Below are 15,321 nucleotides of genomic sequence, written 5' to 3' on the forward strand. Positions count from 1 at the left end.
AGTGGCCGCGCCTTTTCTATTTCAATGTCAGCAGAACTTACTGCGCCGGAGCCGGGGTTGGAGCGGCACCATCAGCGGCCGGAGCGTCGGCTGCCGGAGCGCCGGTCTGCTCGGTCAGTTCCTTGCGGAGCTGTTCGGCGCGATCCTGCAGAACCTGCTCGAGGGCGTTTTCGCCCGAGGTTTCCTGCTGGAACTGCTCGAAGGTCATAGCGGTGTCGCTGTCGTAAGCCGAGGTGAAGCCGCTGAGGTTGATCTCGATGGTGAGATCCTGGTTCTGGCGGTTCTTGGCGGTCAGGGTCAGCTTGTTGCCGCCCTTGAGCGAGTTCACATACTGCTCGTTGATCACGAGCTGCGTGGCGCACGAGGTCGGGTCACAGATCATGTAGGGCACGCGAACCGGCTTGGCGCCGTCGATCTGCCAGGTCAGGCCGAAGGGCAGCAGAACCCCAAGCGGCACCGCAGCAACGGCGAGCAAACGGCTTTCCTGGCCCGGATCGTCGCGCAGCAGGAAGGAGCCGAGGAACTGGCCGTTCGCCAGAACCACCTGACGCATGATGCAAGCCTTCTGCCCATCGGGCAGCGGATCGCAAACCTTCAGCCAGTTCTGCGCAGGGTTGGCAGCGGCCGGGGTCGCGGCAGCAGCGGCAACGGCCGGAGCTTCGGCGGCGGGAGCCTCAGGGGCCGGCGCAGGGGTCTCTTGAGCAAAAGCCGAGAGCGGCGAGAGCAGCAGAGCGGCTGCTGTCAAACCAGCAACGAGGGGTTTCCTGAATTTCATAGAGTGTCCTTGCCTTCCTTGGCGGTCTCGGCGGCACTCCGCCACCTAGAAACTTACCTGCCCTTCAAGGGCGCAATTCGGGCAATAACATGACCGGACGCCCTTGCCAAAATATTATGAGGCCCCTGCGCAACATAGAGCCCGTCTCTGCAAACCCGGACCTTGTTTCGGCTTGGGACACCTATCAAGCCCAGGAACTGAAGCGCGCAGCGCAAATACGGTAGCCCCGCGCACGCTTTAGCCTGCTCACGCACCCACTTCGGCCAGTTTCGCCAGTTTTGAAAGGATCGCAGCGGCGCCCTTGAGCCTGGTTTCAGGCGTCGGCCAATTGCGCGCGAACACAAGTTTCTGATCGGGCTTGATGCGAACCTGGTTGGCCGGATCGCTCACGAGCTTCACCAGACCCACCGGATTGGGGAATTCGCTATTGCGCAGCGTCAGCACGGCACCCTTGGGGCCGGCATCGACCTTTTCGACATTGGCCTGACGGCACAAGGACTTGACCAGAATGACCTTGAGCAGCGCCTCGACTTCCTCGGGCAACGGCCCGAATCGGTCGATCAGCTCCGCGCCCGCGGCATCGATGTCGCGGATATCGGTCAGGTCGCCGAGCTTGCGATAAAGCTGCATGCGCAGCGTCAGGTCCGGCACATAGTGCTCGGGGATCATCACCGGCATGCCCAGCGAAATGCTCGGGCTCCACTCGTTGCGATCCTCGTATTCTTCCTCGCCACTCCGAAGTGCCGCCACGGCCTCTTCGAGCATGGCCTGATAAAGCTCGTAACCCACCTCGCGTATGTGACCCGACTGCTCGTCGCCAAGGAGGTTTCCTGCCCCGCGAATGTCGAGATCGTGGCTCGCGAGCTGGAAGCCAGCGCCGAGACTTTCAAGCGATTGCAGCACGCCCAGGCGCCGCTCCGCCGTGTCGGTCAATTTCTTGTCGGCCGGCACGGTGAACAGCGCATAGGCGCGCTGCTTGGCCCGGCCGATACGGCCACGGATCTGATAGAGCTGCGCCAGACCGAAATTGTCGGCCCGATGCACGATCAGCGTATTGGCATTGGGAATGTCGAGCCCGGATTCGACGATCGTCGTTGCCAGCAGCACGTCGAATTTGCCGTCGTAGAAGGCGTTCATGATGTCATCGAGTTCACCCGGCGGCATCTGCCCATTAGCGACGACATAGGAAACTTCCGGCACCTGCTGGCGCAGGAATTCCGCGATATCCGGCTGATCCTTGATCTTGGGCACGACGTAGAAACTCTGCCCGCCGCGATACTTTTCGCGCAACAGCGCCTCGCGGATCGACAGCGGATCGAACGGAGAAATGAATGTACGGATAGCCAGGCGATCGACCGGCGGCGTCGCCAAGAGGCTCAGATCGCGAACGCCCGTCAGCGCCAATTGCAGCGTGCGCGGAATCGGCGTCGCCGTCAGCGTCAGCACGTGCACATTGGCCTTGAGTTCTTTCAGCCGCTCCTTGTGGCCCACGCCAAAGTGCTGTTCTTCGTCAATAATAAGAAGGCCCAGATCGTGGAACTTGATGGTCTTGGAGAGCAGCGCATGCGTGCCGACGACGATATCGACCTGTCCATCGGCCAGTCCGTCCTTGGTCGCCTTCAATTCATTGGCGCTGACCATGCGCGAAGCGTGGCGCACCCGCACCGGCAGGCCCTTGAAGCGCTCTGAGAACGTCTTGAAGTGCTGCCGAGCCAGGAGTGTCGTCGGCACCACCACTGCAACCTGCTTGCCCGATAGCGCCACGCCAAAGGCCGCGCGCAAGGCCACTTCGGTCTTGCCGAAACCCACGTCGCCGCAAACCAACCGGTCCATGACCTTGCCCGAGGTGATGTCGTCAAACACCGCCTCGATGGCCGTGAGCTGGTCCTCGGTTTCCTCATAGGGGAAGCGCGCCGCGAATTCATCATAGGCGCCGGCATTGATGTCGATGACATCGGCTTTGACCAGCAAGCGCTGCGCGGCGAGCTTGATAAGCTGCTCCGCCATTTCGCGAATGCGCTTCTTGAGCTTGCCCTTTTTGGCCTGCCAGGCAACGCCACCAAGCTTGTCGAGCGCAACCGACGAGTCATCCGACCCGTAACGCGTCAGCAACTCGATATTCTCGACCGGCAGGTAGAGCTTGGTATCGCCAGCATATTGCAGCTCGACGCATTCATGTGGAGCGCCGCCAGCCTCGATCACCTTCAGGCCCACAAACCGGCCGATACCGTGATCGACATGCACCACGAGATCGCCCGCCGACAGCGAAGCCGCCTCGGTCAGCGCGTCCGAAGCTTTCTTCTTGCGCTGCGGCCGCAGAATGCGTTCGCCGAGAATGTCCTGCTCGGAGAGGACCATCAGGTCCTTGGTCTCGAAACCAGTTTCGAGCGGCAACACGACGAGCGAGGTCGTCGCCGCGCTGGTCGTCTCGGCATCGCGCCAGTTTTCCGCCATGCGCGGATTGGTCAGCCCATGGTCCTTGAGCACCTGGACCATGCGGTCCCGCGTGCCCATGCTCCAGCAGGCAACGATCACCCGACGACCTTCGCGACGCTCCGCCAGCAGCCGGTCGACCACGGCCTGGAACAGATTGACGTCCGAAGCCAGCCGCTCGGCGGCAAAGCTTGGCGCGATACGCCCGCCCCAATCGTCGCCCTTCTTCGCACTGGGTGACAGGAATTGCGAAAGCTGGATGACCGAGGCGCCAGCCAGCGTCTGCGGCTGCACATCGAGGTCGTAGAGCAGCTCGGGCTTGATCGGCTTATAGGGCGCCCCCGCCCCGGCTACGGGCTTGGCCTGCCGCGCGGTTTCGCGCGCCTCATAATAGTCGGCAATCTGTTCGGCGCGTTCGGCAAACGCCTCTGCCGCCTGATCGTCGAACACGAATGGCGCATCGCCGACATAGTCGGCCAAGCGGTCCATATGGTCGTAGAAAAACGGCAGCCAGTGCTCGGTGCCCGAATAGCGCGAACCGCCGCTCACCGAGGCATAAAGCGTGTCATCGACCGTGTTGCCGCCAAAAGTCGCCGTGTAATTCTGCCGGAAGCGGCGAATAGTCTCTTCGTTGAGCACCACTTCGCTCATCGGCGTCAGTGCAATCCGCTTCAGCGTACCGGTCGTACGCTGGCTGTCGGGATCGAATGTCCGGATCGATTCAAGCTGGCTGCCAAAAAAGTCGAAACGCAACGGCGCGTCCGCGCTCGCCGGGAACAGGTCCACCAGCCCGCCGCGCACCGCATATTCGCCGCTCTCACGCACCGTCGGCACGCGCAGATAGCCATTGTTCGACGCCCAGGCGATCAGCTTTTCGCTATCCACCACCCGGCCGATAGCCGCCGAAAACGACATGGTTTCAACCACATCGCGCGGCGGCAGCTTCTGGATTAGCGCATTGACCGCGGTCAGCACGATCGCGCCCTTGGCCCCCCTTGTCAGCGCCGCCAGCGTGTTCATCCGTGCCGCAATGGTTACGTTATTGGGCGAGACGCGATCATAGGGCAGACAGTCCCAAGCTGGCAGCGTCAGGATCGTGTGTCCGGGCAGCATGGCGCCCAGCACCTCGGCCATGCGCTGCATCCGCCGCCCGTCACGCGCGACAAATACCAGGCTCGCGGCATCCTCCGGCGCATCCTTCAAACGCTGCTCGATAAGCCGCGCCAACGCCATGGGCTGCATGCCATCGGGCACATTGGAAATCGTCCGGATCGCCGGCAGCCCAGTCATTTCATTCATTTTTCGATCCGCGCCTGATGGTCGGCCACGACCAGATCAAGAAACGCCCGGTCGACATGAGCCGGCGGCTCTTCCTGCCGCATCACCCATTTGAGCAGCGGCGGATCTTCCTCGTTCATCAACGCTTCCAGCCGGTCGAGCTCCGCCACGCCATATCCTTCGATATTGGCATCACAGAATGGCCCGAGCACCAGGTCCATTTCCTTGGTCCCCCGGTGCCAGGCTCGATAGCGCAACCGCTTGCGGCGAATAGCAATGTCCTCACCGGCCGTCATTTCGACATCCATGATTCAGTAGTTTGTTCTCGATTTGGACATGTCTTACGCGGGTTCAGAAAGATTGTCAGCCCTGGTTTGCCACGTTTTGAGTTCTGGCGCTTCATACCTGTTCCTGTCCTGTTCCTTTGTGCCAATCTCGCGCGCAGGAGAATCACCAGTGTCGCGTCCCGAAACCCTCCAGCCCCTGTTCCGCTCGCTTCACGCCATCAAAGGCGTAGGTGACAAGCTCGCGGCCCTGCTCACGCGCTTTTTCGGCGCGCCGGAGGGGCAGGAAGCCATCGTCCTCGACATTCTGATGCACATGCCCTCTGGCACAGTTGATCGCCGTCGCCAGGTCGGTATCGCCGAGGCCTATCTCAACGAGATCGTCACGCTGAAGCTCCACGTCGACCGCCATCAGCCTCCGCCGCGTGGTCGAGAACACATCCCCCATCGCGTTTACACACACGATGAATCTGGAGACATGCAGCTTGTCTTTTTCCGCGCCCAAGGCGGGTGGGTAGAAAAGGCGCTGCCGGTAGGCGAAGAGCGCTATGTCTCGGGCCAGGTCGGTTTCTTCAACGGTGAAAAGCAGATCACCCATCCCGACTACATCGTCGAGCCGGACAAATTCGCTACCCTGCCCCTCGTCGAACCCGTCTATCCGCTCACTAATGGTCTAAGCTCCAAAGCACTGGCAAAGCTCGTCCGCCAGGCCGTGGACTCCATTCCTGTTCTTCCCGAATGGATCGACCCGGCCACCATGGCCCAGCGGAAATGGCCAACCTTCACCGAGGCCATGCACAGCGTTCACCTGCCCGAAAATCCGGGCGAAGCTGAACTCTGGGGCCCTTCTCGTCAGCGTCTCGCCTATGACGAGTATTTTGCGGGCCAGATCACCCTGCAACTGCTGCGCTCGTCGATGATCTCGGAGCGCGGTATTGCGCGCACCTTCAACGGTTCGGTGACGTCCAAGGTCGCAAGCGTGCTGCCGTTCAAGCTCACCGACGGACAAAATCAGGCACTTGAGGAAATCCGTGCTGACCTCGCGGCGCCCGAGCGCATGTCGCGCCTCCTGCAGGGCGACGTGGGCTCCGGCAAAACCGTTGTCGCCCTCATGGCCATGGCGGCCATAGCCGAAAGCGGCGCCCAGTCCGCCCTCATGGCGCCGACAGAACTCCTTGCCTCGCAGCACTACAAGACCATCAAGCCCATCTGCGACGCCGCGGGCCTAGGCTGCGCCCTGCTCACCGGCAAAATGCCAGCCGCCGAACGCCGCGCCATTCTCGCCGGCCTAGCCGATGGCACGACCGCCATCGCCGTCGGCACCCATGCCCTCTTCCAGTCCGGCATCGAATTCAACAACCTGGGTCTGACGGTCGTCGATGAGCAACACCGCTTTGGCGTCCATCAGCGCCTGGCCCTCTCCGAAAAGGGCCGCCACACCGACCTCCTGGTCATGACCGCGACGCCGATCCCGCGCACGCTGGTGCTCACCCACTTCGGAGACATGGCCGTCAGCGTTCTCAAGGAAAAGCCCCGCGGTCGCCAACCCATTGATACCGCGGTTCTTTCCATTGGCGACTACGACCGCGTCATCGCCCGCCTGCAAGCCAAGCTCTCCGAAGGCGCCCAGGCCTACTGGGTCTGCCCGCTGGTCGAAGAAAGCGAGACGCTGGAAGTCGTTTCAGCCGAAGACCGCTTCGCCGAACTCCAAAAGATCTTCGGCCTCGAAGTGGCCCTCGTCCACGGCCGCATGTCTGCCGCCGCCAAGCAGGACGTCATGGCGCGCTTCAAGGCCAACGAAATCAAGCTTCTGGTGGCCACCACCGTCATCGAGGTCGGCGTCGACGTCCCCAACGCCACCATCATGATCATCGAGCACGCCGAACGCTTCGGCCTCGCCCAGCTCCACCAGCTCCGCGGCCGCGTCGGTCGCGGCTCCCAGCGCTCGGCCTGCCTGCTGCTCTACAAAGACCCGCTCAGCGAAACCGCAAGGGCGCGTCTCGACACGATCAAATCCACCGAAGACGGTTTTGAAATCGCCGAACGCGACCTCGAACTCCGCGGCCAAGGCGACATTCTCGGCACCCGCCAATCCGGCATGCCCGGCTACCGCCTCGCCGTCCCCGACGTGCACCGACATTTGCTGGAATTCGCCCACGACGACGCCAAGGCGCTGATGCAGCGTAACCCAGCCCTTACCGGTGATGACGGCGAAGCGGCCCGTACGCTTTTGTATTTGTTCAGGAAAGACTTGGCGATACCGCTGATCCGGGCGGGTTAGGCCCACCCGACCCTACCCCCACTATCGTCACCACCGGGCTTGTCCCGGTGGTCCATGCGGAGGCGAGATGGATTGCCGGGGCAAGTCCGGCAATGACGACGGTTGGAAGAATGCGAGGCTTTATTCCACCGTCACCGACTTCGCCAAATTCCTCGGCTGGTCCACGTCCGTGCCCATGAACACAGCCGTATGATAGGCCAGCAACTGCACCGGAATCGTCGCGAGGATCGGCGCAACGAACGGATGCACATGCGGAATCTCGATTATATCCGCCACGCCGTGTCCTACGGTCTTTGCGCCCTCGGGATCGGTGATGAGAATGATCTTCCCGCCCCGCGCCGCGACTTCCTGCATATTGCTCAGCGTCTTGTCGACCAGCTCATCTGATGGCGCCACGACGATCACCGGCATGGCCTCGTCCACCAACGCAATCGGCCCATGCTTCAGTTCGCCTGCGGCATAGCCTTCGGCGTGAATATAGCTGATTTCCTTGAGCTTTAGCGCGCCTTCCATGGCGATCGGGAACATCGGCCCGCGCCCGAGATAGAGCACATCCTTGGCCTTCGACAGGCGCTTGGAAATGTCGATGATCTGGCCTTCCGCGCCCAGCGCCTCGGACACGGCCGATGGCAGCGCCACCAGCGCCCGCACCAGTTCCGCTTCCTGCTCTGCACTCCCAACGCCGCGCGCCCGGCCTGCCGCCAGCGCCAGGCTGGCCAAAGCCGTCAACTGCGCCGTCAGTGCCTTGGTGGAAGCAACGCCGATTTCCGGCCCGCAAAGGATCGGGAACACCACGCCGGATTCGCGCGCAAGGGTCGATTCCAGCGTATTGACGAGGCTAGCCACATGCTGCCCCTGCCCTGCGCAATAGCGCAGAGCTGCCAGCGTATCCGCCGTCTCGCCCGACTGCGAAATGAACAGCGACAGACCGTTCTTGTCGAGCGGCGGTTCGCGATAACGGAATTCGCTCGCCACATCGATATCGACCGGCAACCGCGCATAGCGCTCGAACCAGTATTTTGCGACCGCGCCGGCATAGTACGCCGTGCCGCAAGCGCTCATGGTCAGCCGCGAAAGATCAGCGAAATCAAAGGGCAGGTTTTCCCGGATCGCCACCTTTTCCGCGCCCATGTCCACGTAGTGGCTCAGCGTGTGCGAAATGGTTTCGGGCTGCTCGTAGATTTCCTTGGCCATGAAATGGCGATGGTTGCCCTTGTCCACCAGCAGCGCCGAAGCCTGCGACAGCAATTGCTCGCGTTGCACGATGGCATCCTTGCCATCGCGAATGGTCACGCCGGCCGGCGTAATGACCGCCCAGTCGCCATCCTCGAGATAGGTGAGCCGCGACGTAAACGGCGCCAGCGCCATTGCGTCCGAGCCAAGATACATTTCCGTCGCGCCATAGCCCACGGCCAGCGGCGCACCATGGCGCGCGGCGATCAGCAGATTGCCCTCACCCTTGAACAAAAAGGCCAGCGCAAAGGCACCCTTGAGCTTCTTCAGTGTGCGCGCCACGGCGAGTTCGGGGTCGGCCCCATTGGCCAGTTCCCTGCTCACCCACAGGGCCACGGATTCGGTATCGGTCTGCGTCTGCGGCAGATATCCGTCCTGCGCGAGATCCGCCAGCAGCTCGCGGAAATTCTCGATGATGCCGTTGTGGACGACGGCGACGCGTTCGGTCGCATGCGGATGGGCATTCTGCTCGGTCGGCGCGCCGTGCGTCGCCCAGCGGGTATGCCCGATGCCGATATGCCCACCGAGCGGCTCCATGCCGAGCTTGGTGGCAAGGTTTCCGAGCTTCCCCTCGGCCCGACGCCGGGCGATGGCGCCGCCTTCCAGCGTCGCCACACCGGCGCTGTCATAGCCGCGATATTCCAGGCGCTTCAGCGCATCGACAAGGCGAGCGGCAACTGGTTCGTTACCGACAATTCCAACAATGCCGCACATCTTATTTCCCCTTGGCCGCCAGCTTGGCGGCCTTTTTCGCGAGCGCCAGTTCGCGCAATTTGGGCGCATAGCCCGGCTTGGTTTCCTGCCGCGCCCGACCAAAGGCCAAGGCATCGTCCGGCACGTCCTGCGTGATCACACTGCCCGAAGCCGTATAGGCGCCGTTGCCGATCGTAACCGGCGCCACCAGCGAAGCATTAGACCCGATAAAGGCATTGTCGCCGATAATCGTCTTGTCCTTGTTAACGCCATCATAGTTGCAGGTGATCGTGCCCGCGCCGATATTAGTCTTCGAGCCGATCTCCGCGTCGCCCAGATAGCTCAGGTGGCCAGCCTTGGTCCCTGCCCCAATCTTAGACTTCTTCACCTCGACGAAATTGCCAAGATGCACATCCGGCCCAAGCTCGGCCCCGCCGCGAATACGCGCAAATGGCCCAATGCTCGAGCCCTCGCCGATCACGGCGTCTTCAATGTCGCAGAACGCGCGGATTTCGACATTGTCAGCGATCTTCACGCCCGGGCCGAACACGACATTCGGAAAAATCGTCACGTCGCGCCCGATTTCCGTGTCCCACGAAAACCAGGTGCTCTTCGGATCGCGCAGCGTCACGCCATTTTCCATGGCTTCAATGCGTTTGAATTCCTGGAACGTCGCCTCGGCCTCAGCCAGCTTTACACGGTTGTCGACACCAACCAGCTCGTTCGCATCCGCCTCGATAAAATCGACGCGCTTCCTGTCTCCAGCCGCCAGTTCGATGGCATCGGTCAGATAATATTCGCCCTTGGCATTCTTGTTGTCGATCCGGTCGATCACCGATCGCAGCGTGTCCCCGCGGAAACCCAGAATACCGGAATTGCAAAGCCCGATCTTGCGCTCTTCTTCGGTCGCGTCCTTGTGCTCGCGAATGGCAAGTACACGGCTCCCTTCGGTCAGCAGCCGGCCATAGCCGGTGGGATTGTCCGGCCGGAAGCCGACGACGACAATATCGGCGCCGCCATCGAGCTTGCCGACGATCTCTGCGATGGTCTCGCTCGTCACCAGTGGCGTGTCGGCATAGAGCACCAGAATATGCCCGGTGGCAGCCTCAAAAGCCGCGCGCGCCTGCTGCACGGCATGGGCCGTGCCCTTGCGTTCGACCTGCGTTGAAATGTGGGCGTCCGCCTCGAACCGCGTCACCGCTTGTTCCACGGCCTCATGGTTTGGCCCCACGACAACGGCGATGGTCGAACCCGCCGCTTTGGCCGTCCGCAGGACGTGGCTCACAACAGGCAAGCCGCCGACAGGGTGCAAAACTTTGGGCACGGATGACTTCATCCGCGTGCCCTCGCCGGCCGCAAGAATGATGGAAAGCAGTTCTGTCATTGCGGCCACTCCAGCTTGCTAAGTTCTTCTTCGCCCAATGCCACAAATTTATGGCTGCTGTCATTGGTGAATAGATAACCAATGACACATTCTAATAGGGCGTAGTGCCCTTGATTCGTTGGGCAATCGAGGATGGACAATTGGTGCAGAATTCAGAACAGTTTCGGCAGTCGGACGTCACCGTCTGGGGAATAGCCGCACTTGTCTGCGCGGGCATCGCCGTTCTCGGCGCCAATATCGGCAGCTTGGTGCCGTCTGCGGCCCTCAATGCCCTGCATTCGCCGCGCAGCGATGCGGCCTCTCTGTCCCAGTTGCGCCAGCAGGTTGCCGAGCTCCGCACCGAAACCGCGCAATTGCGTCGCCAGAACGAAGTGCTGACGACCCGCTTCTCGCTGCAGGAGCAGTCCGGCAATGAAGTGGTTCGGCGTGTCGGCGCGCTGGAAGTCTCCATGCCGACCCTGGCTGAAATTCGGCCCGTCATGGGCGCGATCGATCGTTCCGTCACCACGGCCTCGATCACCAACAATGCCGGCCAGCAGGTCGCCGCCGAAGGCGGAACGGTCGTGGTGCATCAGTCACCCCTGCAACAACCCCTGCCCGCCCCGATCGCCGTGCCAAGCGCCTCTTCGGGTGCCCAGGTCGGCTATGCCGTGGCTGTAGGGGCCAGCTTTGCCACGGGCCAGGCCGCCGCACAGTGGCACAATCTCGAAGTTCGCCTGGGATCGCTGGTCATCGATATGTCCCCGCTCGTCACCGAGGGCACCGGCGCCAATCAGCAGCGCCTTGTCGTCGGCCCCATCGCGCAGATGTCGGAAGCACGCGATTTCTGCCAGCGTCTCGAACAGATGGAAATCGCCTGTTCGCCGACAAGCTTTGCGGGCGCGCCGATCAACTAAGAGAGCGGCCTTCCCCAGCCTTGGACGGCCCCGGCGCAATATCGGTTGACTCCGGGACCATCCTGACTATTTTCCGCGCCAACGCCGCAGGGCGTTAGCCCCGCATGTCTCTCCTAGGACATGCGAAAGATGCGCCGGTAGCTCAGTGGTAGAGCATTCGACTTTTAATCGAATGGTCGCGGGTTCGACCCCCGCCCGGCGTACCACTCTTTCCCCACATCACCCCACAAGACCGAGCTGCTGCGCCGAGTGCAGCTTCGCGTAGACGCCATTGCTGCTCAGCAGCGCGTCATGTGCGCCCTGCTCGGCAATGCCGTTCTCAGTAAGAACGATGATGCGATGGGCATGGCGAACGGTCGCCAGGCGATGCGCGATGATCAGCGTGGTGCGGCCAGACGACAATTCGTTGAGCGCCTGCTGGATCGCTGCCTCGGTCGCCGTATCGAGCGCCGACGTCGCTTCGTCGAGGATCAGGATTGGCGGGTTTTTCAGGAAGATACGCGCAATAGCCACGCGCTGCTTCTGCCCACCCGAAAGCTTCACCCCGCGCTCGCCAACCACCGTATCGAGTCCGGCCGGCAAGCCCGCAATCATCTCTTCCAGCCGCGCCCGACGCGCCGCTTCCATGATCGCCTCATCCGACGCGTCGAGATCGCCATAGGCGATGTTGGAGCGCAGCGTGCCGCCAAACAGGAACACGTCCTGCTGCACGACGCCGATCTGCTTGCGCAGCGAGGCCTGGGTCATGTCGGCAATGCCGATCCCATCAATGGTGATGCGACCCTCGGTCGTCTCGTAGAACCGCGGCAGTAGCGAGCAGAGCGTGGTCTTGCCCGCCCCGGAAGGCCCGACGATAGCAACGGTTTCGCCCGCCGAAATGTCGAGATTGACGTTGCGCAGGATCGACCGCCCTTCGTCATACGCAAAGGAAACGTTCTCGAAGCGGATATGTCCGCTCAGCCGTTCCACCTCGACGGCATCGGGGCTGTCGGCAATATCGGGTTCCGTATCGATGAGCCTCGCAAAGCGGCGGAAGCCAGCAATGCCTTTGGGATAGCTTTCGAGTACCCCGGTGATCTTGTCGATCGGCCGCAGGAACACGTCCACCAGCAGCAGGAAGCTGACGAAACCGCCATAGGTGAGTTCACCCACCACCACCAGCCACGCACCGGCCATCATGATGACAAGCTGGACGATGCGCGTGGAAAGAAAGGTAATGAGCAGGCTGGACGTCATGATCGCATAGGCCTGCAGCTTGGTCTTGCGATAGGCGAGGTTATTGTCCTGGAACAGCCCGGATTCGTGGCTCTCATTGGCAAAGGCCTTCACCACGCGGATGCCGCCAATGGCATCTTCCACTCGCACGTTGAAGTCGCCGACGCGGCGGAACAATTCCTGCCAGTTCTGCGTCATGCGCGACCCATAGCGCCCCACGAGCCAACTCATCACCGGCACCAGCGCGATCGCGATCATCGCCAGCTTCCAGTTGGTGAAAAACATCAGCAGGAAGGCGCCGATGAAGGTCATTATGGCGATGAACAGGTCTTCGGGGCCATGGTGCGCGATTTCGCCCACGTCCTCTAGGTCCTTGGTTACGTGGGTGATCAAGTGACCGGTCTTGTTATTGTCGAAAAACCGGAAGCTCAGCTTCTGCATATGGTCGAAGGCCTGCCGACGCATGTCGGTTTCCATCGACACGCCGAGCACGTGGCCAAAATAATTGACGATGGCCTTGAGGCCCGCGCTGACAACATAGATGGCGAGGAGGCCCGCACACGCCGCCAGGATCAGCGAATAATTCGATTCCGGCAGGAGCTTGTCGATCACATAGGCGACCGCCAGCGGAAACGCGAGTTCCAGAAGGCCGGCGATGACAGCGCAGCCGAAATCGAGAATGAACAGCCCCGTATACGGGCGATAGTAGGAATAAAAGCGCTTAAGCATGTGGCTAGGCCCATCAACAAGGATACTGGCCGCGATGGTCGGCCGGTAGAGATAACTAGACTGATCTAGTCACATTTAACGTCTGTGGCAACGTGCGCACGCCCGCTGTCTTGACGTTGCCATACGACTTGGGCATGACGCCGACAACGCTGTTTCCGTCATGGCCCCATGTCAACCTGTTCCTCCGACATCGACCCTTATGCCGAACTCGACAATCGGGCCGATGCTGCAGAGCTGTCGGACGAATATCGCATGCCCATTGCCGTCCGCCGGCGCCGCCCGGTCACAAGAATTCTCGCCCAGCCCGGCCGTCGCCGCGTGTGATGGCTGTCAGAATCGGCCCGGCGAACTAATATAAAATCCAACATGATTGTGAGGAGGCGACGTGTCTCAGGATACTATTGACCTGCTCAAGGTCCTCGCAGCGGTCTTGCTGGTCTTCGCCACCTCGACCCTCGTCATGCTCTACGTCATCTTCCTGATGGCGCAGTATGGGGCCAATCTGCCCATGGTCGGCGCCGTGCCGCTCTTCGCGCCGCCCGAACTGATCCCGCTGCTGGCGCAGAACCAGGTTTTTGCGACTTTGGCTGCCGTCCACGTCACGGCCACGGGCATTGCGCTGGCTCTCTCGAGCAATACCATCGACATGGCCCTGCTGATCACCGCCAAGGCGGTGACCGTGGTCATCACCTCGCTGATCGGCTTTGCCGGCGGGCATATGATCTATCTGCAGCTCAACGAAAACACGCCGCTCACGGCCAGCGGCATCGCCCCGGCCCTGATCGCGCTGGTCGGCTATTTCCTGCTCTCAACAGCGCTGAGCGTCCCCGCATTGCGCCAATTGGGCAATTTGCGCTTTGTCATCGCTATCGGCCTGGTGCTGATCGGCCCAATGCTGCTGGTCTGGTTGTAGGACAGGCCCGCCCAGGGCCGTCATCCTCGCCTCCGCTTGGCGGATGACGGAAACTAAGCCGCCAGCGTCACCACAACCGCCCCCTTGGGCGTCGCTACGATCGTGTGCTCATACTGCACGCAGGGCGCCATGGGGTCGGCAACCAGCGTCCATTCGTCATCGTCGCTCTTCTGGGCGGCATAATGCCCGCCCATCGACAGGAACGGCTCGATGGTGAACACCAGCCCATTGCCAATCCGCCGACGCTCCGACCGATCCGGCCAGGTCGGAATCTCGCCCGGCTCATCGTGGAGGCTATCGCCCACACCATGGCTGGCGAGGTTCTTGATCAGCGTATAGCCGCCCTTCTTGGCCACCTTGCCGATGGCGGTACCGATATCGGCCAGTGGCACCCCGGCCTTCACGGCATTGATCCCGGCCCACATCGCCTTCTTGCCGTCTCGGCACAGCGTATCGAGCCGCTTGTCGCCCTTGCCCAGCACATAGGACGCACCGCAATCGGCAAAAACGCCATTCAGTGCCGCCGACACGTCGATATTAACGAGATCGCCCTCGTGCAGCACCCGGTCGCCCGGAATGCCATGGGCGATCTCTTCATTCACCGAAATGCAGGTCGCTCCCGGAAAATCATAGGTCACGATAGGCGCGGACAGCGCCCCATGTTCGGCCAGGATTTTGGCGCCGATCTCGTCGAGTTCCAGCGTCGTCATTCCCGGCCGCATGGCCGCGGCCATAGCGTCGCGCGCCACGGCACAAATGCGGCCGATTGCCTTGAGTTTTTCCAGTTGCTCGTCGGTCGTGATGGTCAATGATCAGGCCTTGTTGGCGAGGTAGAACTTCAGCAGGCCCTGCGTGGAGCTGTCATGCCCCTCCCCGCTCTCTTCGCCCTGCACCTTGGGCAGCAACGCCTTGGCAAGCTGCTTGCCCAGTTCCACGCCCCACTGGTCGTAGGAGTTGACGTTCCAGATCACGCCCTGCACAAACACCTTGTGCTCATAGAGCGCCACGAGCGACCCCAGCAGCTCCGGCGTAAGCTGCTTGTAGAACAGCGTGTTGGACGGACGATTGCCCGGGAACACCTTGTGCGGGGTGAGTTCCTTGATCTTGTCCTTGTCGAGGCCCTGCGCCTTGAGCTCGGCCACGACCTCTTCCTCGGTCTTGCCCAGCATCAACGCTTCCGACTGCGCCAGCACATTGGCCACGAGCT

Annotated in this window: 12 protein-coding genes and 1 tRNA gene; 5 read left to right on the forward strand and 8 right to left on the reverse strand. The window is 61.8% G+C overall.

All coding sequences use genetic code 11. The annotated features are described in order from the left end of the window. Positions 1-37 precede the first annotated feature (37 nt). The 3 genes from ABW043_RS09335 to ABW043_RS09345 all read right to left on the reverse strand — a co-directional run bounded on the left by ABW043_RS09335 (position 38) and on the right by ABW043_RS09345 (position 4,782). Entirely contained in the window at positions 38-775 is a 738-nt protein-coding gene (locus ABW043_RS09335; RefSeq protein WP_353920942.1) for an invasion associated locus B family protein, read from the reverse strand. 246 nt (positions 776-1,021) lie between these two features. Continuing rightward, positions 1,022-4,507 carry a transcription-repair coupling factor gene (gene mfd, locus ABW043_RS09340; RefSeq protein ID WP_353920943.1) on the reverse strand — a complete coding sequence of 1,162 codons (3,486 nt, stop codon included), beginning with the start codon at positions 4,505-4,507 and terminating at the stop codon, positions 1,022-1,024. Beyond that, the gene (locus ABW043_RS09345; RefSeq protein WP_353920944.1) at positions 4,504-4,782 is read right to left on the reverse strand and encodes an FAD assembly factor SdhE; all 279 of its coding nucleotides are present in this window, start codon (positions 4,780-4,782) and stop codon (positions 4,504-4,506) included. Before ABW043_RS09345 ends, mfd begins: the two co-directional genes overlap by 4 nt. A gap of 160 nt (positions 4,783-4,942) precedes the next feature. Between ABW043_RS09345 and recG the strand changes: the two genes are divergently transcribed. Beyond that, entirely contained in the window at positions 4,943-7,051 is a 2,109-nt protein-coding gene (gene recG, locus ABW043_RS09350; protein WP_353920945.1) for an ATP-dependent DNA helicase RecG, read from the forward strand. A 120-nt stretch (positions 7,052-7,171) separates the two neighbouring features. Here recG and glmS read toward each other — a convergent pair whose 3' ends face one another. Both glmS and glmU read right to left on the reverse strand, forming a co-directional pair. Beyond that, entirely contained in the window at positions 7,172-8,998 is a 1,827-nt protein-coding gene (gene glmS / locus ABW043_RS09355; protein ID WP_353920946.1) for a glutamine--fructose-6-phosphate transaminase (isomerizing), read from the reverse strand. Between the two features lies 1 nt (position 8,999). Continuing rightward, entirely contained in the window at positions 9,000-10,361 is a 1,362-nt protein-coding gene (glmU, locus tag ABW043_RS09360) for a bifunctional UDP-N-acetylglucosamine diphosphorylase/glucosamine-1-phosphate N-acetyltransferase GlmU (protein ID WP_353920947.1), read from the reverse strand. Positions 10,362-10,501: 140 nt separating this feature from the next. On the opposite strand from glmU, the gene ABW043_RS09365 reads away from it, so the two are divergent. Next, positions 10,502-11,257 carry a coiled-coil domain-containing protein gene (locus tag ABW043_RS09365; protein WP_353920948.1) on the forward strand — a complete coding sequence of 252 codons (756 nt, stop codon included), beginning with the start codon at positions 10,502-10,504 and terminating at the stop codon, positions 11,255-11,257. A 131-nt stretch (positions 11,258-11,388) separates the two neighbouring features. Further along, a tRNA-Lys gene (locus tag ABW043_RS09370) sits at positions 11,389-11,463 on the forward strand. A 13-nt stretch (positions 11,464-11,476) separates the two neighbouring features. On the opposite strand, the gene ABW043_RS09375 is transcribed toward ABW043_RS09370, so the two are convergent. Further along, positions 11,477-13,201, reverse strand: coding sequence for an ABC transporter ATP-binding protein (locus ABW043_RS09375; protein ID WP_353920949.1), 1,725 nt, complete (start codon positions 13,199-13,201; stop codon positions 11,477-11,479). A 168-nt stretch (positions 13,202-13,369) separates the two neighbouring features. Here ABW043_RS09375 and ABW043_RS09380 point away from each other — a divergent pair, with 168 nt between their 5' ends. After that, positions 13,370-13,525 carry a hypothetical protein gene (locus ABW043_RS09380; RefSeq protein ID WP_353920950.1) on the forward strand — a complete coding sequence of 52 codons (156 nt, stop codon included), beginning with the start codon at positions 13,370-13,372 and terminating at the stop codon, positions 13,523-13,525. Between the two features lie 61 nt (positions 13,526-13,586). Continuing rightward, a complete protein-coding gene (locus ABW043_RS09385; RefSeq protein WP_353920951.1) occupies positions 13,587-14,114 on the forward strand; it encodes a hypothetical protein in 528 nt (175 codons plus the stop codon). Positions 14,115-14,167: 53 nt separating this feature from the next. Here the strand turns inward: ABW043_RS09385 and map are convergent, their stop codons facing one another. Continuing rightward, complete coding sequence (gene map, locus ABW043_RS09390) at positions 14,168-14,923, reverse strand: type I methionyl aminopeptidase (protein ID WP_353920952.1); 756 nt, start codon at positions 14,921-14,923, stop codon at positions 14,168-14,170. A gap of 3 nt (positions 14,924-14,926) precedes the next feature. Further along, positions 14,927-15,321 (reverse strand): phosphoglucose isomerase-related protein (locus tag ABW043_RS09395; protein WP_502908631.1); only part of this gene is annotated, 395 nt, incomplete at its 5' end.

The organism is Devosia sp., from assembly GCF_040509215.1.
GTDB lineage: Bacteria > Pseudomonadota > Alphaproteobacteria > Rhizobiales > Devosiaceae > Devosia.

Coding starts and splice junctions, on each gene's coding strand:
- ABW043_RS09335 (WP_353920942.1), bottom strand. CDS start 775: ATGAAATTCAGGAAACCCCTCGTTGCTGGTTTGACAGCAGCCGCTCTG.
- mfd (WP_353920943.1), bottom strand. CDS start 4,507: ATGAATGAAATGACTGGGCTGCCGGCGATCCGGACGATTTCCAATGTG.
- ABW043_RS09345 (WP_353920944.1), bottom strand. CDS start 4,782: ATGACGGCCGGTGAGGACATTGCTATTCGCCGCAAGCGGTTGCGCTAT.
- glmS (WP_353920946.1), bottom strand. CDS start 8,998: ATGTGCGGCATTGTTGGAATTGTCGGTAACGAACCAGTTGCCGCTCGC.
- glmU (WP_353920947.1), bottom strand. CDS start 10,361: ATGACAGAACTGCTTTCCATCATTCTTGCGGCCGGCGAGGGCACGCGG.
- ABW043_RS09375 (WP_353920949.1), bottom strand. CDS start 13,201: ATGCTTAAGCGCTTTTATTCCTACTATCGCCCGTATACGGGGCTGTTC.
- ABW043_RS09380 (WP_353920950.1), top strand. CDS start 13,370: ATGTCAACCTGTTCCTCCGACATCGACCCTTATGCCGAACTCGACAAT.